Genomic DNA, 21,304 nt, shown 5'->3' on the forward strand with positions numbered 1-21,304 from the left:
GCGTGCCTGCGCGCGACGAGGCGTTATCGGTAAAGCCCCGTCGCGCGCAGGCACGCTCCTACGAAGGGCTCAGCGATCGAGCGTGGTGGGTGCGGGCTCGCCGTCCACATCGGCCTTGACGTCGGCTTCGAACAGATGCATCAGGTCCGCGCGTGCATCGCGCGAGGTCTGGATCACCTTGGCTTCGTCGTCATAGACCAGATGCTGGCGATGCAACAACTCTTCGTCGTGCTGGCGGAACCGTTTGACGTGCTCCTTAGCCACCGCCTCGCCCAGCCCGAGCGAGGTCAGCACGCGTTCGCTCAGTTCCAGGCTGGAGGCGAATACCTCGCGGAACGGTTCGGCGCCCAGGTCCATCAGCTTCCAGGCATGCTGGCGATTGCGTGCACGTGCCAGCACCGTGGCCTGCGGGTACAGGCGGCGGATCAGCCGCACCGCCTTGATGTTGGTTTCCGGATCGTCCACCGCGATCACGAACACCTTGATGCGGTCGGCACCGGCGGCGCGCAGCAGTTCCGGGCGGGTGGGGTCGCCGTAGTACAACTGGCTGCCGAAGCGGCGCAAGTCCTCCACGGTGTCCGGATTGTGTTCCAGCGCCACGAACGGCACATGCCGCGCGGTGAGCAGGCGCGCCACGACCTGGCCGAAGCGGCCCATGCCGGCGACCAGGACCTTGGGCGTTTGCGCATCGATGGCGTCGAACGGGCGATCGGACGTGGGTGCATGCAGCCGCAGCGGCCCGTTGAGGATGCGCTGCATGCCGAGCAGCAACAGCGGCGTCAGCGCCATCGAGACACCGACAATGGCCACCAGCCGGTCGTGGTTGGCGCGCTCCAGCAAGCCGACGCGATCGGCCTCGTTGAACACCACAAAGGCGAACTCGCCGCCGAGCCACAACACGCTGCCCAGCATCAGGCTGCTGCGCAGCGGCAGTCTGGCCACGCTGCCGATCCCGACCAGCAGCGAGAACTTCACCACCAGCAGGATCGCCACGCCGCTGGCGATCAGCCACGGCTCGGCGATCACCCGGTTCAGGTCGATGCCCATGCCGACCGAGATGAAAAACAGTCCCAGCAGCAAACCTTCGAACGGCTCGATCTGCGATTCGAGCTCGTGGCGGAATTCCGAATCGGCCAGCAGCACGCCTGCCAGAAACGCGCCCAGGCTGGCGCTCAATCCGGCTTCCTGCATGATCCAGGCGGTGCCCAGCACCACCAGCAAGGCGCTGGCGGTGAACACTTCCGGCATGCGCGTGCGTGCCACCATGTTGAACAGATAGCGCAGCACGAAGCGCCCGCACAGGATCACCAGCGCCAGCGCCGCCACCGCCTTGGCCACGTCCTGCCATTCCAGGGTGGCGTTCTTGCTGCCGCCCAGCAGCGGAATCGCGGCCAGCAACGGAATGGCGATCAGGTCCTGGAACAGCAGGATGGCAAATGCCAGGCGCCCGTAGTCGCTATTGAGCGCCTTGCGTTCGGCCAGCAGCTGCAGCCCCACCGCGGTGGACGACAACGCCAGCGCCACGCCGACGATCAACGCGCTTTTCCAGCCCAGGTTGCCGAGCATCAGCAGGCCGCCCAGGATCAGCGTGGTCACCACCACCTGGGTGGCGCCGGCACCGAACACCGAATGCCGCATCACCTTCAAACGTGCCGGCGACAGTTCCAGGCCGATCACGAACAACAGCATCACCACGCCGATCTCGGCCGCGCCGCTGATGCGCTCGGCATCCTGCACCACGCCCACGCCATCGGGGCCGAGCACCACACCGGCGACCAGGTAGGCCAGCACCGCGCCCAGGCCGAAGCGCTTGAACACCGGCACCGCCACGATGGCGGCCAGCATCAGCACCAGAGCCAGTTCCAGACCACCGCTATGCATGCGCACTCTCCGTTGAGAGGTGCATTATGCCGCCCGCGGCGGCCTGTCTGCCCGGATCAGCGTGTCCTGCCTGCAACACGGCAGGCGATCGCCGCCAGCGGGCGCCGGCATCGCCATCGAACGCCGGGGCAGCCTAGGGCACGACGCACGCGCCCTGTTCCGGCGGCGGCCCGCTGGCTGCTCGCCACTGTGGATCTGCCACAGGGCGTGCGTGCGGCGTCCGCTGCCCGGCGGCCCGATCGCGCCTTTCAAGCCATGCCGTGCACCGGCGGCTGGACGCGCGCTGAGCGCCGCCCACGCAGGGCATTGACCACGCCAGCCCAGGCGCGCAGACTGCGCCGCGCCGCCGCCCGGATCACCGGTCGGTACGCACTCTCGGAGCCCTCTCTCATGTCCAGCGACAGTCACCCTAGACCCGGGTCGATGACCCAGTTGGCGCGCGCCTGAGGCTTCAGGTTCGCCGGCTGTCATCGACGACGGTCGTCACCAGGCGAACCCCATGTACAACGAAACCCTGCGCCTTGCCCAAGGCGTCGATGCCTTGATCGCACCCATGGCCGACTTCAATACGGCCGATGCGGTGGAATACCTCAACACCCTCGACCGCGACGATGCCGCCCATGTGCTGGCCGCGCTGCCGCCGCCGCGTGCGGTGAAGGTGCTCGAACAACCCGAGCTGCACGACGCCAGCGCCCTGGTCGCGCAACTGCCGTCCGAGCAGGCCGCCTCCCTGCTCGGGCAGATGGCCGACGACCGCGCCACCGACATCTTCCATGGCCTGGATGCCGAGCAGCGCCAGGGGTTGCTGTGGCTGCTCAGTGCCGAGGCGCGGCTGTCGATCCAGGGCTTGATGCGCTACCCGCCCAATACCGCCGGCGCGCTGATGACCACCGAGTTCGTGGCGGTGCCGGCCGACTGGACCGTGGGCCGCACCCTGCAGCACATCCGCGAGGTGGAGCGCAGCCGCGAGACGGTCTATGCGATCTACCTGCTCGACCCGCACACCCGGGTGCTGACCCAGGTGGTCACCATGCGCCGGCTGATCACCGGCGCGCCGGATGCGCCGATCCTGGAGGTGGCACAGGTCAACCCGCCGGTCACGGTGGACCCGGCGCTGGACCAGGAAGAAGTCGCTCGGCTGATCCGCCGCCACGACCTGCTGGCGATCCCGGTGGTGGATGCGCATGGCCATGTGCTGGGCATCGTCACCGTGGACGATGTGCTGGACGCGCTGATCGCCGAATCCACCGAGGACGTGCACAAGTTCGGCGGCATGGAGGCGCTGGACAAGCCCTACATGCAGATCGGCTTCGGCCAGATGATCAAGAAGCGCGCCGGTTGGCTGAGCGTGCTGTTCCTGGGCGAAATGCTCACCGCCAGCGCGATGCAGCACTTCGAGGACGAGTTGTCCAAGGCGGTGGTGCTGACCCTGTTCATTCCGTTGATCATGAGCTCGGGCGGCAACTCCGGCTCGCAGGCCACCTCGCTGCTGATCCGCTCGCTGGCACTGCGCGAACTGCGCCTGGGCGACTGGTGGAAGGTGGCCCTGCGTGAACTGCCCACCGGGCTCACCCTGGGCGCCATCCTGGGCATCCTGGCGATCGTGCGCATCACCCTCTGGCAGACCGCCGGCCTGTACGACTACGGCCCGCACTGGCAGATGGTGGCGCTGACCATCGGCGCGGCGCTGATCGGCATCGTCACCTTCGGCTCGCTGTCCGGCTCGATGCTGCCGTTCGTGCTGCAACGGTTCGGCTTCGACCCGGCCAGCGCCTCGGCGCCGTTCGTGGCCACGCTGGTGGACGTCACCGGCCTGGTGATCTATTTCAGCATTGCCGCCGCGATCCTCAGCGGCACCTTGTTGTAGCGCCGCGGGCAGTGCGCGGGGCGCGCGAACAATTGCGCCCCGCCATGCTCCGGTCGAGAAGCCGCACGCATTGCGGCACCTCGCCCGGTCGTTGACGCTGCGTCTCGGCACTCGGCACTCGGCACTCGGCACTCGGCACTCGGCACTCGGCCGGTGCCGGGCCAGGCCGGATCGGCGGTCCAGCCTGCCTCGCTGCACGGCCCACCGTGCAGCGAGGCGCAGCGGCGATCGCGCCTCAGAAGGTCACATACAGCGTGGCGCGCAGGTTGCGGCCCGGTTCGCTGTAGCGGCCGATGCCGTCATCGGTGGCATAGCCGTACAGATAGAAATCGCCGCGGGTGACATTGCGGATGCGCGCCCACTGGTAGTAACGCTCGTCGAACAGGTTGTAGACGCCGAGATTGACGCGCACGTGCGCGTTGAAACGGTAGCTGCCGAACAGGTCGACCACGCTGTAGGCATCGCTGAGGAACGGCTCGGCCGCAGCGCCGAAGATGTCGTTCTCGACCTTGACGTCCTTGGCCTGCTTGGCCAGCGCATGGGTGATGTTGGCGGTGACACGCAGGCGCTCGTCCAGACCCTGCCAGCTCAGGCCGAGCACGCCGCGATCCGGATTGATGCTGTCCAGCGGGCGGCCGTCTTCCAGCTCGCCCTGGTTGTGGGTCCATGCCGCGCGCAGCAGCCAGGCATCGCCGAGCCTGAATTGCGCATCCAGTTCCACGCCCTTGACCTCGACCTGGCCGACATTGCGCAGCGTGGTGTAGGCGTAGCCGTTGCGCGTGGTGCACACGCCGCGGGTACAGGTCTGGTAGAGCGTGCCGGCATCGGTGGTGACGGTCTCGCTCTGGATGAAGTCGTCGTAGCGGTCGCGGAACACCGACAGGCCCACGCGCGCCCAGTCGCTCTCCCAGCGCCAGCCCAGTTCCAGGTTGAGGCTGCGCTCGGCCTCCAGTGCGGGATTGGCGGCCACGGTGGGCACGTTGACGGTGGCGCCGGTGTCCACCCGGGTCAGCGCGGTGATGCTGGTCGGGGCATACATCTCGGCCGTGGTCGGGGCACGGAAGCCGCGCCCGGCCTGGAACCACAGCGTCTGCTGCGGGGTGAAGGCATAGCTGATGCCGGCCTGCCAGGTGGGCGAGGAGAACGTCACCTCGCGCACCGTGCCGGTGCTGTCGACGAAGGTGGGCGACAGCGTCGGCGCGTAGCGATAGTGGTCGTAGCGCGCACCCAGGGTCAGCTGCAGGCGGTCGTCGAGCAGGCCGATGCGATCGCGCAGGTAGACGTTCCAGCTGTCGGCATCGGTCTTGGGCACCTGCGCCGGGTCGATGGTGGCGGTGTCCAGCGTGCCGGCATTGTTCCAGCGGTAGTCGATCGCGCTGTAGTCGATGCTGCGGCGCTGCCAGGCCGCCCCGTACAGCAGCGCCTGCGACCAGCCGTTGCCATGCAGCTGCTTGTCGAAGTCGACCGCGATGCGGTCCAGGGTCTGCTCGGTGTCGCGATCTTCGGCCCGGCGGCACGGCAGCGCCACCGTGCAGCGCGTGGTGGCGGCGGTGGCCGGCGTGCTCGAGCTGCCGCTCTGGGTGAGGATGCGGGTGGTGCCACGGCTGTCGGTCTGCTGGCGGTCCAGCTGCGCCTGCAGGGTGTCGAACAGGGCGTTGTCGGCATTCCAGAGGTAGCGCAGGCCGTAGCGGTCACGGTCGTTGCTGTCGTCGCCAACGCGTTCGGCGTAGCTGGGCGCGCTGACGCGGCTGAGATTGTCGACCCGGTTCTGCGCGCGGTTGCGCTCGTACACCACGCCGAAGCGGTGCTGTGCGTTCGGCACCACGTCGAGTTTGGCCAGCACGTTGTCGCTTTCGTTGTCGATCGGGTCGGGCGTCCGCCGCGCGCTGCCGGTGTCGATCCCGGTGCTGGAATACCAGCCCTCGGACTCGTGGCCCTCGCGGCGGGTGTAGCTCAGCATCGATTCGACGATGCCGCTGCGGTTGGCGACGGTGAGGTTGGCCAGCCATTGGTCGTTGTGGCCGGTGTAGCCGGTCTTCAGGCCGACATGGCTGTCGTTGCCCTGGGCCTTGAGGTAGTCGTAGGGGTCCTTGGTGGTGAATACCACCGCACCACCGAGCGCGCCGCTGCCGGCGCTGATGGAATCGGCGCCCTTGACGATGTCCACCCGCTTGAGCGAATCGACGTCCACGCCGCCGCGGCCGGCGCGGAAGAACTCGTAGTCGCGCGCGGTCTCCACGCCCTCGGCCATCGACAGGCCGTCGATGGTCATCGCCACCCGGTCGCCTTCCAGGCCGCGGATGTTGAAGCCGTTCTCGCCGAAGCGGCCCATGTCGGCGATGCTCACGCCGGGGATGTAGCGCACCAGGTCCTCCATGCTCTCGGCCTGTTCCTGCTGCAGCTGCGCAGTGTCGAGGGTGGTGACGTTCTGGTTGCCGGAGGCGCGTTTGTCGCGCGCGGCCTTCACTTCGACCGGGTCGAAGGTGGTGGCGTCGGCCGGTGCCTGTTCGGCATGCAGCGGGAAGGCCAGGCCGGTGGCGATCGCCAGGGCCAGCAGGGTCGGTGTCGAGGTCATCGTGGAGTCCACAGTCAGGAAGAGGAAGGAGCGCCGGACGGCGCGGACCTGGCTGCAAGCGGCAGAACACCGCAGTCGCGTAGCTGGGTGGGCCCGCCAGCGGCGGACCAGGGGGCGCGGCTGGCGGGCCCGCGCGGCAGGTCAGTCGGCCCGGGCCGGCGTGGTGGCCGGCGCGGTCGCCGGCAGCGCGGCATCGCTGGCATCGACCACGCCATCGTGGTTGCGGTCGACGCGGGCGAAGGTGCGCAGCCCCGACGCCTGATATTCGGCGAAGGTCATGCGCTGGTCCTTGTCGGTGTCGAGCACCTTGAAACGCACATGCACCTGGCGGTCGTCGGCCTGCTCGAGCGCGGTGAGGCGACGGTTGAGGCGGTCTTCGAACTCCACCCGGTACTCGTCCGGCGACAGCGCCGCGTTGCGGTCGCCGTCGGCGCTGGCGAACTGCGCCGCGCGCAGGCCGGCGTATTCCTTGCGGCCCACCTTGCCGTCGCCGTTCTCGTCGTACAGCGCGAGGAAGCCCTCGGCCGACTGGCTGTCGGGCATGCCGGGGCGGCCGCCGTCGCGATCGAAGGCCTGTGTCCTGTCGCCAGGGGGCGCCTTGGCCGCCGCCGTCAGCGCCGCCTGGCCGCGCGCCCAGTCCTGCGCACCGGCGGCGTCGAATTCGGTGCGCGCCACCTGCCCGTCGCCATCGGCATCGAGTGCGGCAAAGCGCTGCCTGCCGTGCGCGGCCTGCGCGCTGCGTTCCTGCTCCAGCGCCTGCTGGCGACGCTGGCGGAATTCGGCCACGTATTCGTCCTCGTCGACGCTGCCGTCGTGGTTGCGGTCGGTGGCGTCGAAGCGGGCGCGGCGAAAGGCGGCGAAGTCGGCGGCGGTGATGCGGCCGTCGCGGTCGTCGTCATGCTGGGTGATGAAGGCCTGCACGTTGTTGCCGTGACCGCCGAGCAGCGGGCGCGGCCCGGACTGGGCGAGTGCGGTTGCGGGAAGCAGCAGCGCGCACAGGCACGCGCCGGCCAGGGAGCCAGTGTTCATGGATTGCCTCTTGAGGGGGGAAACGGTGGCGGGCCGTGGCGCTGGCTGGGCCTGCAGGCGTGTCGGTACGCCGGGCGGAGACACCGCGCCGGCGAAGTCGGGCCAGTGGGGCATGCAACCGCCGCAGCGGTTGCGCGGCGCTACGGCTCCAGCACCTGGAAGGTGAGCGTGGTGCTGTTGCTGTACTCGCGCACCGGGGCGTCGGCCGGGGCCGGGGTGCGGTGGCGGGACAGCGCTAACCAGGTGCCGGCGCGGTCAAGCTTCATCGTGGCGCGGCCGGCTGCGTCGGTGGTCAGGCTGACCAGCGTCGGGCTGCGGTCGGAAGTCCAGACCGCCTCGCTGATGTCCACGGTCTGCCTGGCCAGCGGCACGCCGTCGTACTGCACCGTAAAGACGAAGCGCTCGCCGACATACAGGTCGTTGGGATGGGAGACCGGCACCAGTTCCAGACCACGGTTGCGCGGCGCCAGCGCGGTGCGATCGGGCTTGCCGACGCTCAGATAGGTGTCGGCCAGGGTGCGCGACTGGAAGCTGGCGAGCAGCGTGGCGCCCTTGGGCATGGGTACGTTCGGATCGCGCACGGTCTGCCGTTTGCCATCCAGCTCCCAGGTGCGGAATTGCGCGCCCACGCGCAGGCCGGTGCTGACCCGGTAGGTGCCGGGCTGCTTGCCCAGGGTGTGTTCGACCACGGTGCGGGTGTCGAGCGCCTGCACCCGGGCCGGCGCGACATCGCGGCCGTCGGGCCCGGTGATGCGGAAGTGGCTCTGGTCGAAGGCCGCCTCCGGGACGAAGAAGGTCTCGGCGAAGGCCGCGTCCAGGGTCACCGTCTGGCCCGGTTGGGGCGTGAAGGTGTTGGGTGCCAGGTAAGGGGTGTGCGCAGAGGCGGAGGCAGCGAGCAGCAGCGCCGACAAGGTCAGCAGTTTCATGGGGGGCCCTGTTCCGAGTGGGTCGCTGGCGGCAGGGCGCGGGGCGGCGCAGGAAGCTGGCTGACCACACGATATTAACGAAAATGCGAATCGTTCACAACAATAACAGGCGCTGCGTCGCGCTTCTCCAGCGCGGGATCAATGACGTGCGCTCGGGCCGACGTGTACCGTGTCCGCTTTCCCCGCCGTCTCTTCGCCATGAGTACCTACCACCTGCAGCAGGTCTTTCGTCCCACCACCGTGGCGGTGGTCGGCGGCAGCCCGCGCGATCGCTCGGCCGGGCGGGCGGTGGTGCGCAATCTGCGCGCGGCCGGGTTTCCCGGGCAGATCGGCTGGGTGAGCCCGCGCTATACCGAGATCGACGGCGTGCGCACGGTGGCGCGGCTGACCGATCTGCCGTGGGTGCCGGACCTGGTGGTGATCACCGCGCCGGCGCGCATCGTGCCGCGCATCGTCTCCATCGCCGCGCGGCGCGGGGTGGCTGCGGCGATCATCCTCACCGCCGGGCTGGGCAGCGGCCCCGGCTCGCCGGCCGCGCGGATGGAAGCGGCCGCGCGCGCCAAGGGCATGCGCATCCTCGGCCCGCACTGCCTGGGCGTGATCGCCCCGCATGCGCGGCTCAATGCCAGCATCGCCGCGCATTGCCCGCAGGCCGGCGACCTGGCATTGATCTCCGAATCCAGCGCGATTGCCGCCGCGCTGGTGGAATGGGGCGTGGCGCGCTCGGTGGGGTTCTCGGCGGTGGTGTCGCTGGGCGACACGCTGGATGTGGATTTCGGCGACCTGCTCGACTACTTCGCCACCGACTACCGCACCCGCGCGATCCTGCTGTACGTCGAACGCATCGGCGATGCGCGCAAGTTCATGTCGGCCGCCCGCGCCGCCGCGCGCGCCAAGCCGGTGGTGGTGGTCAAGTCGGGCCGCCAGTTCCGCATCAATCCCAATGCCGATACGCATGCGCAGGCGCTGGCCGGCTCGGATGCGGTGTATGGCGCCGCATTCGCGCGTGCCGGCCTGTTGCGGGTGGGCGCGCTGGACGAATTGTTTGCCGCCGCCGAGACGCTGGGCCGGCTCGGCAGTTTTCCCGGCCGGCGGCTGGCCATCCTCAGCAATGGCGGCGGGGTGGGGCAGCTGGCGGTGGACCAGCTGGTGCTGCGCGGCGGCACCCTGGCCGAGCTGTCGGCCAAGACGCTGGAGCGGCTGGATCAGTCGTTGCCGCAAGGCTGGTCGCGCAGCAACCCGGTGGACATCATCGTCGATGCCGATGGGCCGCGGTATGCCGCGGCGATCGAAGCCTTGCTGGACGACCCGGAGAACGACGCGCTGCTGGTGGTCAACGTGCCGACCGCGTTCACCTCCTCGGCCGATGCGGCCAAGGCGCTGACCCGCGCGCTGGACCAACGCAACCGCTACCAGCGCGAAAAGCCGGTGTTCGCGGTATGGCTGGGCCAGGACGATGCGGCGATTGCCGCGCTCAACGCCGCGCGCGTGCCCACCTATGCGACCGAATCGGACGCGGTGCGCGGCTTCACCCACCTGGTGCGCTATCGCGAGGCGCAGGCGGCGTTGATGGAGACCCCGCCCAGCCTGCCGGAAGATTTCGTGGTGGATGCGGCCATCGCCCGCACCGTGGTCGACGACGCCCTGGCGGCCGGCCGGCGCTGGCTGGACCCGGTCGCCACCAACCGCCTGCTGGCCGCCTACGGCATCCCGATCGTGCCGCTGCAGGTGGCCGCCACCGCCAACGAGGCCGCCTTGCTGGCCGACCCGCTGTTGGCCGTCGGCCGCACGGTGACCTTGAAGGTGCTGTCCAGCGACATCGCGCACAAGTCCGATGTGGATGGCGTGCGCCTGAACCTGTCCAGCGTGGCGGCGGTGCGCGAGGCGGCGGCCGGCATCCTGGCGCGGGCGCGCGCTGCGCTGCCGGATGCAGTGATCGAGGGGGTGATCGTGCAGCCCACCGTGCTGCGGCCGAAGGCGCGTGAACTGATCGCCGGCATCGCCGACGACCCGGTGTTCGGCCCGGCCATCGTGTTCGGCCGTGGCGGCACCGCGGTGGAAGTGATCAACGACCGCGAGCTGGCGTTGCCGCCGCTGGACCTGCGCCTGGCCCACGAGCTGATCGGGCGCACGCGGGTCTCGCGCATCCTCAAGGCCTACCGCGACGTGCCGGCGGCCGACGAGCGCGCGGTGGCGCTGGTGCTGGTCAAGCTGGCGCAGCTGGCCGCCGACATCCCGGAAATCACCGAGCTGGACATCAACCCGTTGCTGGCCGACCGCGATGGCGTGATCGCGCTGGACGCGCGCGTGGCGGTGGCGCCGGCGCGCAAGCTGCACAAGGGCCGCGGCCATCCGCGCTTTGCGATCTTCCCGTACCCGAAGGAATGGGAGCGCCAGATCGGGCTGGGCGATGGCACGCATGCGCTGGTGCGTCCGGTGCGCCCGGAGGACGACGCCTTGTTCCGCGCGTTCTTCGCGCGGGTCACCGACGAAGACCTGCGGCTGCGCTTCTTCCAGTCGGTCAAGCATTTCAGCCACGAGTTCATCGCCCGGCTGACCCAGCTCGACTACGCGCGCTCGATCGCGCTGGTGGCCATCGACCCCAAGACCGGCGACATGCTCGGCGCGGTGCGGCTGCATGCCGACGCCGACTACGAGCGCGGCGAGTACGGCATCCTGATCCGCTCCGACCTCAAGGGCCACGGCATCGGCTGGCAGCTGATGCGCATCATGATCGAGTACGCGCGCTGGCTGGGCCTGAAGCAGATCGAAGGCCAGGTGCTGCGCGAGAACCGCACCATGCTGGCGATGTGCCAGAGCCTGGGCTTCGGGGTACGCCCGGATCCGGACGATGCAACCCTGATGGCGGTGACACTCCCTATAATGGGCGAGCCACGCCCGGCCTGACCTTGGGTCACGCCGCGGTCCCCCCTCCTCACCGCATGCCGGATCTGCCGGGCCTCGCCCCGGCCCGTTGCTCCGGCTGTCGTCTTGGCCCGCCTGGGAGTGTCAATGTTTCGCGATTTCAGAATGTCGTTCTTGGTCACAGCGATCTGCCTGGGCCTGGCCGCCTGGTGGGGTCATACCTCCGCGATGGGCATCTGGCAGGCCCTGTGGCTATGCCTGGTGCTGAGCGTGCTGGAGGTGTCGTTGTCGTTCGACAACGCGGTGGTCAACGCCGGCGTGCTCAAGCACATGAACGCGTTCTGGCAGAAGCTGTTCCTCACCGTCGGCATCCTGATCGCGGTGTTCGGCATGCGCCTGGTGTTCCCGATCGTGATCGTGTCGGTGGCCACCGGCATGGGCCTGGTGCCGGTGATGCAGATGGCGCTGAAGGAGCCGGACCGCTACAGCCAGGTGCTGACCGACAACTACCCGTCCATCGCCGCCTTCGGCGGCATGTTCCTGCTGCTGGTGTTCCTGAACTTCCTGTTCGACCAGGAGCGCAAGCTGCACTGGCTCGGCCCGGTGGAACGGCTGGTCGGCAAGCTGGGCAAGGCCGACGCGATGTCGGTGATCGTGGCAGTGTCGGTCTTGCTGGGCACCAAGCTGTTCCTGCCTGACGCCATCTTCCAGAGCGTGCTGTTCGCCGGCCTGGGCGGCATCCTGCTGTACCTGTTGGTCGGCAGCGTGGACGCGCTGTTCGAGGCCGAAGAGGGCGAGGACGGTATGGGCCCGGCCAAGCGCTCTGGCATTGCCGCCTTCCTGTACCTGGAAGTGCTGGACGCCTCGTTCTCGTTCGACGGGGTGATCGGCGCGTTCGCGATCACCCGCGATGTGGTCATCATCATGCTGGGCCTGGCGATCGGCGCGATGTTCGTGCGCTCGATGACGGTCTACCTGGTGCACAAGGGCACCCTGGACGAGTTCGTGTTCCTGGAGCACGGCGCCCATTACGCGATCGGCGTGCTGGCGATCATCATGCTGGTCGGCACCGTCTACCATGTGCCGGAAGTGCTGACCGGCCTGATCGGCGTGGCCTTCATCGCCGCCTCGGTGTGGTCCTCGATCCGCTACCGCAAGCGGCACCATATCGGCCCGACCGAGATCTGATCCCGCGCATTGGCCGCGCTAAAGGCGTCAGGCGGTTCACTTGAGAGCGCTCGCAAAGCGTCTTCGCGGTCATCGGGTGGACGCTGCTGACGGACGGGCGCCGTTAGGTCTGTGGCTTGGCTGCAAGGCCCTTGCCCGCCCACCCTCGCGGGACACGCCGCAAGTACGTCCCTGTAGGCTCTGGCGCGGGATCCATGCCGCTCAAGGTCCCGCGACGGTGAGCGGGCAAGAGCCAGTCGAGATGGGCGGTGTGCATGGTTTTCGATAAAGCAGCCGACCAACTGTCTGGTGCGGTGAGGGCACCGCGCTCTTGACGCTGCGAGTTTGCTGCAGGGCCCTTGCCCGCCCACCATCGCAGGACACGCCGCAAGTACGTCCGTGTAGGCTCTGGCGCGGGATCCATGCCGCTCAAGGTCCCGCGACGGTGAGCGGGCAAGAGCCAGTCGAGACGGTCGGTGTGCATGGTTTTAATAAAGCAGCCGACCAACTGTCTGGTGCGGTGAGGGCACCGCGCCCTCGACACTGCGAGTTTGCTGCAGGGCCCTTGCCCGCCCACCATCGCAGGACACGCCGCAAGTACGTCCGTGTAGGCTCTGGCGCGGCATCCATGCCGCTCAAGGTCCCGCGACGGTGGGCGGGCAAGGACCAGTCGAGATGGTCGGTGTGCAGGGTTTTCAATAAAGCAGCCGGCCAACTGTCTGGTGCGGTGAGGGCGCCGCGCCCTCGACGCTGCGAGTCCTTGCTGCAGGGCCCTCTACCGCAACGTCCAATAAAGAGAACGGCAGCGCACACCGGGATTCGGCAGTGGCGAGTTTGCTTCCCCAGCTTGGGCGTGCCGGCGGAGCGGCCCGCCAGGCGTGCGGTGCCGCTTGAGGCGGTCACGGCCAACTGACCGGCTTCAGCATCGATGCGTGTCGCAGCCAACCCAACCGGACCCAACGGGTCGATGGAAATGCCGGTTTAGGCCTTGACTGCGCAGTCCAATTGGACGGGTTCCCAGCCTCTTGCCGACCGTTCGTCAGACAGTGCTTTGTGCTGTAAGGGTTTTCGGGAATTTCCTACATTTGGTGTTGACCCCTCCGGGTGACCCCACTATCTTGGGGGAGTCGGTGGTTGGTCGCCCCAAGGCGTCCGGACCAGTGAGAGCATGATTTGCAGCAGGTTGCCAATCAAACGCCTCTCCGCGGCGGCAGCGATGAACGATCACAGCCATCCGGGCCTCGCCTGGAGCAGGCGGCGTGGTCTCGTTGCGCCGCTGTTGTTTCGCCACCGACCACTGCGCGACAGCACACCGCGCGGTGGCGGCCGTGGAATCTCCGGTAAGGAGATGGCTGGTGAGGCGATGCCGCCGCGGACCCCGTGTCCTGCGTGCTGGTCGTTGCGCACCGCCATCGCTGTCCAGGGAGTCCGGATCCGGCCGCAACCCGTCCCCCAGCCGGGTTCGTGTGCCTACGCATGGAGGACGCATGACCACCAACGACACCCTTGCCGCGATCGCCGCCGGTACCGCAACACCCACCAGCGTTCCCGCCGGTGTCAGCGCGCCCGGTTGCGGCGCGCCGGAATTGACCGACCCGTCGGACATCGTGCCGCCTCCCCGCCAAGCCATTGCAATGCACGCACAGACCATCGAAGAACAAGCCGTCGCCACCTGGATCACCAAGGAAGCCGGCAACCGCCGGATCCCGTTCGAGCCGGAGCGCCTGGAGCGCGCCATCGACCAGATCCATGCCGAATTCCCGCAGCTGGACGTGTCCGACTACAAGCGCTCGGTGTTCGGCTTCGTCGATCGCAAGGACAGCGTCAACGCCGACGACCTGGTCGACCATCTGATCCGCGAGGCCGAGGCCCGCGTCGATCTGACCACCCCGGAGTGGGAGCACTTTGCCGCGCGCCTGTACCTGCGCCGGCTGTACAAGCGCGCCAGCCGCAACCGTTTCTACGACGCCAGCCAGAAGTACGGCTCGTTCGTCGGCCTGCAGGAGAGCCTGGCCGACCGCAATGTCTATTCCAACGACATCCTGCGCCGCTACTCCAAGGACGAACTGATCGAAGCCGGCAAGATGATCGAGCCCGAGCGCGACAAGCTGTTCGCCTACAACGGCCTGTACCTGCTGGCTACGCGCTACCTGGCCACCGACAATTCGCGCGGCGTGTTCGAGCTGCCGCAGGAGCGTTGGCTGACCATCGCGCTGTACCTGATGCAGGACGAGATCGGCAATGGCAAGGGCAGCCGCGAGCGCCGCATGCAGCTGGTCGGCGAGGCCTACTGGGCGCTGTCCAACCTGTACATGACCGTGGCCACCCCGACCCTGGCCAATGCCGGCAAGGTTGGCGGCCAGCTGTCGAGCTGCTTCATCGACACCGTCGACGACAGCCTGCAGGGCATCTACGACTCCAACACCGACGTGGCGCGCGTGTCCAAGCACGGCGGCGGCGTGGGCGCGTACCTGGGCTATGTGCGTTCGTCCGGTTCGGCGATCCGCGGCGTGTCCAATTCCTCCGGCGGCGTGGTGCCGTGGATCAAGCAGCTCAACAACACCGCCGTGTCGGTGGATCAGCTGGGCCAGCGCAAGGGCGCCATCGCGGTCTATCTGGACATCTTCCACCGCGACATCGAGGCGTTCCTGGATCTGCGCCTGAACAACGGCGACCAGCGCCTGCGCGCGCATGACGTGTTCACCTCGGTGTGCATCCCCGACCTGTTCATGGAAGCGGTCGAGCGTCGCGGCGACTGGTATCTGTTCGATCCGCACGAAGTGAAGCGGATCAAGGGCTGGTACCTGCAGGACTTCTACGACGAGAAGAAGGGCGATGCCAACAGCAGCTTCCGTCGCAAGTACGAGGAAGTGGTTGCCGACGAGCGCATCACCCGCAAGACGGTCAAGGCGATCGAGATCTTCAAGCGGATCATGGTCAGCCAGCTGGAAACCGGCAATCCGTTCATGTTCTACCGCGACGAAGTCAATCGCAAGAACCCGAACAAGCACGAGGGCATGGTCTATTCGTCCAACCTGTGCACCGAGATCCTGCAGAACATGAGCCCGACGCGGATGATGCAGGAGATCATCAGCGGCAATCAGATCGTCACCACCAAGAAGGCCGGCGACTTCGTCGTGTGCAACCTGTCCTCGATCAACCTGGGCCGCGCGATCACCGTGCAGGCAGACCAGGCCGACCTGCTGGGCGCCGACGTGCTGGAGCGGTTGATCCCGATCCAGGTGCGCATGCTCGACAACGTGATCGACCTGAATCAGCTGCCCGTGCCGCAGGCTACCATCACCAACCAGAAGTACCGCGCCATCGGCCTGGGCACCTTCGGCTGGCACCATCTGCTGGCGCAGAAGTCCATCCACTGGAATGCCAAGGAAGCCGAGGACTACAGCGACGAGCTGTACGAGCGCATCAACTACCTGACCGTCCAGGCGAGCATGGAGCTGGCCAAGGAAAAGGGCACCTACAGCGTGTTCCGCGGCAGCGACTGGCACACCGGCGAGTACTTCCGTGCGCGCGACTACAACAGCCCGCAGTGGCTGGAGCTGGCCGCGCAGGTGGCCGTCAATGGCGTGCGCAATGCCTGGATGCTGGCGGTTGCGCCGAACATGAGCACCGCGCAGATCGCCGGTTCCACCGCCTCGATCGACCCGATCTACAGCGCGTTCTACTACGAAGAAAAGAAGGACTTCCGCCGTCCGGTCGCCGCTCCGGGCCTGTCGCTGGAAACCTGGCCGTACTACGAAAAGGGTGCCTACAAGGTCGACCAGTTCGCCAGCGTGCGCCAGAACGCGCGTCGACAGCGCCACGTCGACCAGTCGATCAGCTTCAACTTCTACGTGCCAAGCACCATCCGTGCCAGCACCTTGCTCGACCTGCACATGACCGCCTGGCGCGAAGGCCTGAAGACCACGTACTACGTGCGTTCCAACGACATCGACATCAGCGAGTGCGAGTGGTGTTCGAGCTAAAGCGCATGCGGTAGCGAAGCGCATTCGCGCTTCGCTTCCACGGTTCGCGTTGCGAACCGTGGACCCTGCTTCACCAGCTCCCACACCCCGCGCCTTCGGCGCGCCCCCTCACGCAGGGGGCTTTCTTCCAGAATGATTGCTGCCGTCGTCCCCGCTGCACACGCGTGCGACGCCTGAAACACGAGTAGAGACCCATGTCCGCAACACCGCTTGAGCGCATCAAGATCCTGGAGCCGCGTCACCCGAACCGCTCCACCGCCATCATCAATGGCGAAACCTCCGGCATCCTCAACTGGAACGACATCCCGTACCCGTCCTTCTATCGGGCCTACAAGGAGCTGTCGACCAACTTCTGGATCCCCGACGAGGTGGACATGAAGGGCGACGCGCGCCAGTACAACGAGCTGTCGGCGCGCGAGAAGAATGCCTACGACTCGATCATCGGCCTGCTGGCCACGCTGGATTCGCCGCAGACGCGCTTCATCTACAACGTCGCCGAATACATCACCGACCCGGCCGCGCATGCCAATGCCGCGATCATCGGCCAGCAGGAAGTGATCCATAACGAGAGCTATAGCTACGTGCTGGCCTCGATCACCGGCCTGGCCGACCAGAACCGCGTGTTCGAGATCGCGCGCACGCATCCGACCATCATCAAGCGCAATGCGCCGATCATGGGCGCCTACGAAGACTTCATGCGCGACAAGACGGCCGAAACGCTGATCCGCGCACTGATCCAGTCCTCGATCCTGGAAGGCATCAACTTCTATTCCGGCTTTGCGTATTTCTACAATCTGGTCCGCCAGAACCGCATGACCGGCACCGGCAAGATCATCAGCTTCATCAACCGCGACGAGCTGGCCCACTCCAAGTTCATCAGCGAGCTGATTCGCGCCATCATCGGCGAGAACCAGGCGCTGCAGGGCGACCAGCTCACCGATTACGTGCACAAGGCCTTCGAGCACGCGATCGACCTGGAAACCCAGTGGACCGCCGAAGTGCTGGACGGCATCGACGGCATCGACGTGGACGAGATGATCCGCTACGTGAAGTACCGCGCCAACAAGATGGCCGGCATGCTCGGCATCGAGAAGCTGTACGAAGGCGCCAACGACAACGTGATGCCGTGGATCAAGGCCTACGCCGACAACTTCACCGAAACCAAGACCGACTTCTTCGAGATGCGGAATGCCTCGTACAAGAAGACCAACTCGGATAACGGCTTCGACGATCTGTGAGGAGCCGGGATTTGGGATTCGGGATTAGTGATTCGTCGCAGCCGCATCGATGCGCTTTACGAATCATCAAGATCCGGGATTGGATAGTGGGTAGGCGGGATTTGCAACAGCAACTTGATGTGCTTTGGCGAATCTCCACTTCGACTCTCCAATCCCTGCTTTAGACGAATCCCTAATCACGACTCCCGAATCCCTGCCCCATGAACATCCTGCTCGCACTTGCCTCGTTGAGCGGCAACACGCGTGATGTCGCGCGCAGTGTCGCACTGCGCTGCGAAGCGGCCGGGCACACGGTGACCTGGCTGGAGACCGACGTGCAGCGGCTGGAGCAGGTGCCGCATGCGCCCGGGCAGTACGAGCTGTTTGTGCTCGGTAGCTGGACCGACAACGGTGGCCGAACGCCGGCAGAGATGAAACGCTTCATCGTCGAATTGGTCGAAACGCTGGGCAAGCCGCCGCGGGTGGCGGTGTTCGGCACCGGTGAAACGCAGTGGGGCGAGGACTATTTTTGCGGTGCAGTGCATCGCATCGCACAGTTCTTCGCCAGCCCGTTTCCGCGTTTGACCATCGAACAGATGCCCCACGGCGTGCGCGACGCGCAGGCCATCGCCGCCTGGACCGACGAGGTCCTGGCCCAATGCCAACACGATCCCCACGATGCACACCATTACCGTCACGTCGCCTGAGCACTACACCGCCACCCTGGCCGCGCATCCGCGCGCGCTGGTGGATTTCTACAAGGACAACTGCCCCGGCTGCCGCATGCTCGACATGTCGCTGGACAAGTTCGCCAACAGCGAGGCCGCCGAGGGCGTGGCCTTGTTGAAGGTCAAGCTGGAAGTGGTGGGCGAGGAGTTCTTCCGCGGCCTGGGCCTGCGCCAGACCCCGACCCTGGCGCTGTACCGCGATGGCAGCGAGGTGGCGCGCCTGCCCGGCTTCCAGTCGCCGGCGCAGGTGGAAACCGCGGTCAAGACCAGCCTCTGAGCCACCGGGGCGGCGCAGGGGCCTGCGCGCCTAGGGTTGCATGTTCCCCGCGGCTGCATGCATCGAGAAGAGTGCTGCACGCCACCGTCTCGCCAGGCGATTGCCGACGCGAACGCGATGCCCTCGTAGGAGCGGCCCCGGCCGCGACCGCCATCCCGATGGCCTCATCGTGCACGCGGCAGTACATGCGATAGTCACCCAGGATGCCGGCCGTTGGCGACCCTCCCGCAGCGGCAGTGCGCAAGCGCCCGCGTCGGCACGCTGGATCGCCGTGGCCGCTGCGCTGCGTTCCGGCGTACGCCGCTGCGGCTGACCGCCTATCCTGTCTGTGTCAGGCTGCTGCAATCGCCTTGGCACGCAGCGCCTCTCCACTGGAACCCCTCATGTCAGACAGCTTGCAGACCCAGCCACCGATCGAAGCCCGCATGGCCGAGATCGTGTTCCCCAACCACACCAACCATATGGGCACGCTGTTCGGCGGGCAGGCGCTGGCGTGGATGGACAAGGCCGCATTCCTGGCCGCATCGCGCTACGCGCGGCGTGCGGTGGTGACCGCACGCTCGGACCAGGTGGATTTCAAGCTGCCGATCCGCCAGGGCCAGATGGTGGAAACCATCGCGCGGGTGGTGTCGGTGGGGCGCAGTTCGATCAAGGTGGAAGTGGAACTGATCGCCGAGGACCTGCTCAGCGGCGTGCGCGAGCTGTGCACCCGCGGCCACTTCGTGATGATCGCGCTTGGCGATGACGGCAAGCCGACCTCGGTGCCGGCACTCCCGATGACGGACAAAGGCTGAGGCTGCAACCAGCGCTGTTCTTGCCGCCGATGCAGCCGGCCAGGCACCTGTCATGCGCGCATGGCAGGGCGCACCGGGTGCACATGCGCTGACCGCAAGCTTCGGCTGCGTAACCGGCAGCCGCGTGCGCTTGCCTATTCCTCGACCTCGCGGTCTTCGCGCTTGGTTTCTGCCATCGCCTCGGGTTCCAGCTCTTCGGCGCTGCGATTGAGCTTGACGAACACGCCCCAGGCAATCAGCAGCAATGCCGCACACGAGCCAACCGCCGCGGCATATGGCAGCTTGGCCGGATCGGCGTGCATCAGCTCGAAGATCGACACCAGGGTTTCGATCGCCAGTGCGATCACGATCACCACGAAAAAGCGCGACAGATAACGGCGCACGCGTGTCGGCCCGCTGACCTTGACGTCGCGCAGGATCTCTTCCTCGAAGATCGTCTGGCCCAGCTCTAGCGTCACCAATGCCACCGTGAGCAGACCGACGGCTTCCAGCACCACGTTGAAGCGGTCGCGCACCACCATGTCGCCGCCGGGGGTGAAGCCATGCCACAACTCCAGCCCGGCCATCGTCACCAGGCCCGCCGCGCACAGCACGAAGAACGCCAGGATCACGAAGTGACCGGCACGGAACAGATGGCTGAGCAGCTTCATGATGACGACGGCGAGGGAGGGCTGCAGAGCATCGTGTGCGTGGCGTCGTGACGGCGCGAAGGCTGCGCCGACCCCCGGCGCGCCCTCATCCGGCGCTTTGCGCCACCTTCTCCCGCAGGCGGGAGAAGGGAAGGGATCTGCGGGAGCAAGCGGTGGGGGCGGGGAGGTTGCTGTGGTGGTGCGACGGTTGCGCCGAGTGGACGCGCCCTCATCCGGCGCTTTGCGCCACCTTCTCCCGCAGGCGGGAGAAGGATTTGCCGCGGCTAAGCGGCGTAGGGACGACGCAGGCCGCTCGTCCAGTCATGCAGCGGGGCTGCCACTGCCTTCTCCCGCTTGCGGGGGAAGGTGCCCGAAGGGCGGATGGGGGCGACGCGTACGCCCGCCCACCATGCCCATCAGCTATGCCGCAACACTTGATACGCCTGCAGATGCACGTTGGCGGCCATCAGCAGTGGTGCGTTGCGTCCGGTTTCGCGCACGCGCCTGAGCATGTCGCCGACGATCTGCGCCGCTTCTACTTCCTGGCCGGCTTCCAGGTCGCGCAACATCGAGGCCTTCAATGGCGAATCCACCTGCAACAAGGTCTGCAGCGCCTTGGCGCGCGCGCTTTCCGGAATCGGCTGCCCGGCCGCATCGGCGGCCCACAGGCATTCGTTGTACACGCCGTTGATCAAGGCGCGGCCGTCGTCGGTGGCGACGATCGCCCCGACCGGCGCACGCATCAGGCAGGTGGCAGCGGCCAGCGCGGTGAGGAAGCTGTACTTGATCCACTGCTCCTGCGCGATCTGCGCGCTGGCCACATGATCGATGCCGGCCTGCGTGCAGGCTGCCGCAAATGCCTGCACGCGCGTCGACTCCGCACTGCCATCGCGCTCGCCGAAGGTCATCGCCGCCGGCTTGCCCAGGTGCAGGATCTCGCCCTGCGCGCCCTTGGTGGCGCTGATGAAGCACAGCCCGCCCAGCACGCGTGCCGCACCGAAACGCTCGTCCAGCGCGGCGTAATGGCGCAGGCCGTTGAGGATCGGCAGCACCGTGGTGTGCTCGCCCACCGCCGGCGCAATCGCCTCGATCGCGCTGTCCAGGTCGTAGGCCTTGCAGCTGAGGATCACTAGGTCGAACGGCCGCTGCGCCACCAGCGCCGGCAGATCCTGCGCGGTGACATGCGCCACCGGGAGCTCCGCATCGCCCAGCGGACTGCGAATGCGCAGGCCATCGGCCTGCAGCTGTGCCGCGCGCGCATCGCGCACCAGGAAGGTGACATCGACCCCGGCCTGCGCCAGACGCCCGCCGAAATAGCCACCGGTGCCGCCGGCGCCGAGGATCAAGATACGCATCGCCATCG

Annotated in this window: 14 protein-coding genes; 8 read left to right on the forward strand and 6 right to left on the reverse strand. The window is 67.3% G+C overall.

Going from position 1 to position 21,304, the window contains the following annotated elements; genetic code table 11:
• Positions 1–69 precede the first annotated feature (69 nt).
• Positions 70–1,881 (reverse strand): monovalent cation:proton antiporter-2 (CPA2) family protein, encoded by a 1,812-nt coding sequence (locus EO170_RS05030; RefSeq protein ID WP_126942956.1) that lies wholly within the window; start codon positions 1,879–1,881, stop codon positions 70–72.
• Between the two features lie 499 nt (positions 1,882–2,380).
• Here EO170_RS05030 and mgtE point away from each other — a divergent pair, with 499 nt between their 5' ends.
• Complete coding sequence (gene mgtE / locus EO170_RS05040) at positions 2,381–3,748, forward strand: magnesium transporter (RefSeq protein ID WP_126942961.1); 1,368 nt, start codon at positions 2,381–2,383, stop codon at positions 3,746–3,748.
• A gap of 235 nt (positions 3,749–3,983) precedes the next feature.
• On the opposite strand, the gene EO170_RS05045 is transcribed toward mgtE, so the two are convergent.
• From EO170_RS05045 to EO170_RS05055, 3 genes are all read right to left on the reverse strand, one after another.
• Positions 3,984–6,323, reverse strand: a complete 2,340-nt coding sequence (locus tag EO170_RS05045; RefSeq protein ID WP_126942964.1) for a TonB-dependent hemoglobin/transferrin/lactoferrin family receptor — start codon at positions 6,321–6,323, stop codon at positions 3,984–3,986.
• A 141-nt stretch (positions 6,324–6,464) separates the two neighbouring features.
• Entirely contained in the window at positions 6,465–7,352 is an 888-nt protein-coding gene (locus EO170_RS05050) for an EF-hand domain-containing protein (RefSeq protein WP_126942967.1), read from the reverse strand.
• A 140-nt stretch (positions 7,353–7,492) separates the two neighbouring features.
• The gene (locus EO170_RS05055; protein WP_126942970.1) at positions 7,493–8,278 is read right to left on the reverse strand and encodes a DUF4198 domain-containing protein; all 786 of its coding nucleotides are present in this window, start codon (positions 8,276–8,278) and stop codon (positions 7,493–7,495) included.
• Between the two features lie 198 nt (positions 8,279–8,476).
• Here EO170_RS05055 and EO170_RS05060 point away from each other — a divergent pair, with 198 nt between their 5' ends.
• The 7 genes from EO170_RS05060 (at position 8,477) to EO170_RS05105 (ending at position 19,312) form a co-directional block, all read left to right on the forward strand.
• Positions 8,477–11,185: a bifunctional acetate--CoA ligase family protein/GNAT family N-acetyltransferase gene (locus tag EO170_RS05060; RefSeq protein WP_104584156.1), complete on the forward strand. Its 2,709-nt coding sequence runs from the start codon at positions 8,477–8,479 to the stop codon at positions 11,183–11,185.
• Positions 11,186–11,290: 105 nt separating this feature from the next.
• Complete coding sequence (locus EO170_RS05065; RefSeq protein ID WP_104534912.1) at positions 11,291–12,331, forward strand: DUF475 domain-containing protein; 1,041 nt, start codon at positions 11,291–11,293, stop codon at positions 12,329–12,331.
• A gap of 1,466 nt (positions 12,332–13,797) precedes the next feature.
• Positions 13,798–16,296: a ribonucleoside-diphosphate reductase subunit alpha gene (locus EO170_RS05080; RefSeq protein WP_119129836.1), complete on the forward strand. Its 2,499-nt coding sequence runs from the start codon at positions 13,798–13,800 to the stop codon at positions 16,294–16,296.
• A gap of 194 nt (positions 16,297–16,490) precedes the next feature.
• Complete coding sequence (locus EO170_RS05090) at positions 16,491–17,534, forward strand: ribonucleotide-diphosphate reductase subunit beta (protein ID WP_024940691.1); 1,044 nt, start codon at positions 16,491–16,493, stop codon at positions 17,532–17,534.
• A 200-nt stretch (positions 17,535–17,734) separates the two neighbouring features.
• Positions 17,735–18,220: a flavodoxin gene (locus tag EO170_RS05095; RefSeq protein WP_104584160.1), complete on the forward strand. Its 486-nt coding sequence runs from the start codon at positions 17,735–17,737 to the stop codon at positions 18,218–18,220.
• On the forward strand, positions 18,192–18,518 hold the full coding sequence (locus EO170_RS05100; protein WP_119129833.1) for a thioredoxin family protein: 327 nt from the start codon (positions 18,192–18,194) through the stop codon (positions 18,516–18,518). Before EO170_RS05095 ends, EO170_RS05100 begins: the two co-directional genes overlap by 29 nt.
• 383 nt (positions 18,519–18,901) lie before the next feature.
• Entirely contained in the window at positions 18,902–19,312 is a 411-nt protein-coding gene (locus EO170_RS05105) for an acyl-CoA thioesterase (RefSeq protein ID WP_104584165.1), read from the forward strand.
• Between the two features lie 134 nt (positions 19,313–19,446).
• On the opposite strand, the gene EO170_RS05110 is transcribed toward EO170_RS05105, so the two are convergent.
• Together EO170_RS05110 and panE are read right to left on the reverse strand one after the other, a co-directional pair.
• Positions 19,447–19,962, reverse strand: coding sequence for a hypothetical protein (locus tag EO170_RS05110; protein WP_104584167.1), 516 nt, complete (start codon positions 19,960–19,962; stop codon positions 19,447–19,449).
• A 395-nt stretch (positions 19,963–20,357) separates the two neighbouring features.
• Positions 20,358–21,302, reverse strand: coding sequence for a 2-dehydropantoate 2-reductase (gene panE, locus EO170_RS05115; RefSeq protein ID WP_184650811.1), 945 nt, complete (start codon positions 21,300–21,302; stop codon positions 20,358–20,360).
• Positions 21,303–21,304 lie beyond the last annotated feature (2 nt).

The sequence above is a fragment of the Xanthomonas sp. BRIP62409 genome, assembly GCF_003992965.1.
Classification (GTDB): Bacteria; Pseudomonadota; Gammaproteobacteria; order Xanthomonadales; family Xanthomonadaceae; genus Xanthomonas; species Xanthomonas euroxanthea.

Coding starts and splice junctions, on each gene's coding strand:
- EO170_RS05030 (WP_126942956.1), bottom strand. CDS start 1,881: ATGCATAGCGGTGGTCTGGAACTGGCTCTGGTGCTGATGCTGGCCGCC.
- mgtE (WP_126942961.1), top strand. CDS start 2,381: ATGTACAACGAAACCCTGCGCCTTGCCCAAGGCGTCGATGCCTTGATC.
- EO170_RS05045 (WP_126942964.1), bottom strand. CDS start 6,323: ATGACCTCGACACCGACCCTGCTGGCCCTGGCGATCGCCACCGGCCTG.
- EO170_RS05050 (WP_126942967.1), bottom strand. CDS start 7,352: ATGAACACTGGCTCCCTGGCCGGCGCGTGCCTGTGCGCGCTGCTGCTT.
- EO170_RS05055 (WP_126942970.1), bottom strand. CDS start 8,278: ATGAAACTGCTGACCTTGTCGGCGCTGCTGCTCGCTGCCTCCGCCTCT.
- EO170_RS05060 (WP_104584156.1), top strand. CDS start 8,477: ATGAGTACCTACCACCTGCAGCAGGTCTTTCGTCCCACCACCGTGGCG.
- EO170_RS05065 (WP_104534912.1), top strand. CDS start 11,291: ATGTTTCGCGATTTCAGAATGTCGTTCTTGGTCACAGCGATCTGCCTG.
- EO170_RS05080 (WP_119129836.1), top strand. CDS start 13,798: ATGACCACCAACGACACCCTTGCCGCGATCGCCGCCGGTACCGCAACA.
- EO170_RS05090 (WP_024940691.1), top strand. CDS start 16,491: ATGTCCGCAACACCGCTTGAGCGCATCAAGATCCTGGAGCCGCGTCAC.
- EO170_RS05095 (WP_104584160.1), top strand. CDS start 17,735: ATGAACATCCTGCTCGCACTTGCCTCGTTGAGCGGCAACACGCGTGAT.
- EO170_RS05100 (WP_119129833.1), top strand. CDS start 18,192: ATGCACACCATTACCGTCACGTCGCCTGAGCACTACACCGCCACCCTG.
- EO170_RS05105 (WP_104584165.1), top strand. CDS start 18,902: ATGTCAGACAGCTTGCAGACCCAGCCACCGATCGAAGCCCGCATGGCC.
- EO170_RS05110 (WP_104584167.1), bottom strand. CDS start 19,962: ATGAAGCTGCTCAGCCATCTGTTCCGTGCCGGTCACTTCGTGATCCTG.
- panE (WP_184650811.1), bottom strand. CDS start 21,302: ATGGCGATGCGTATCTTGATCCTCGGCGCCGGCGGCACCGGTGGCTAT.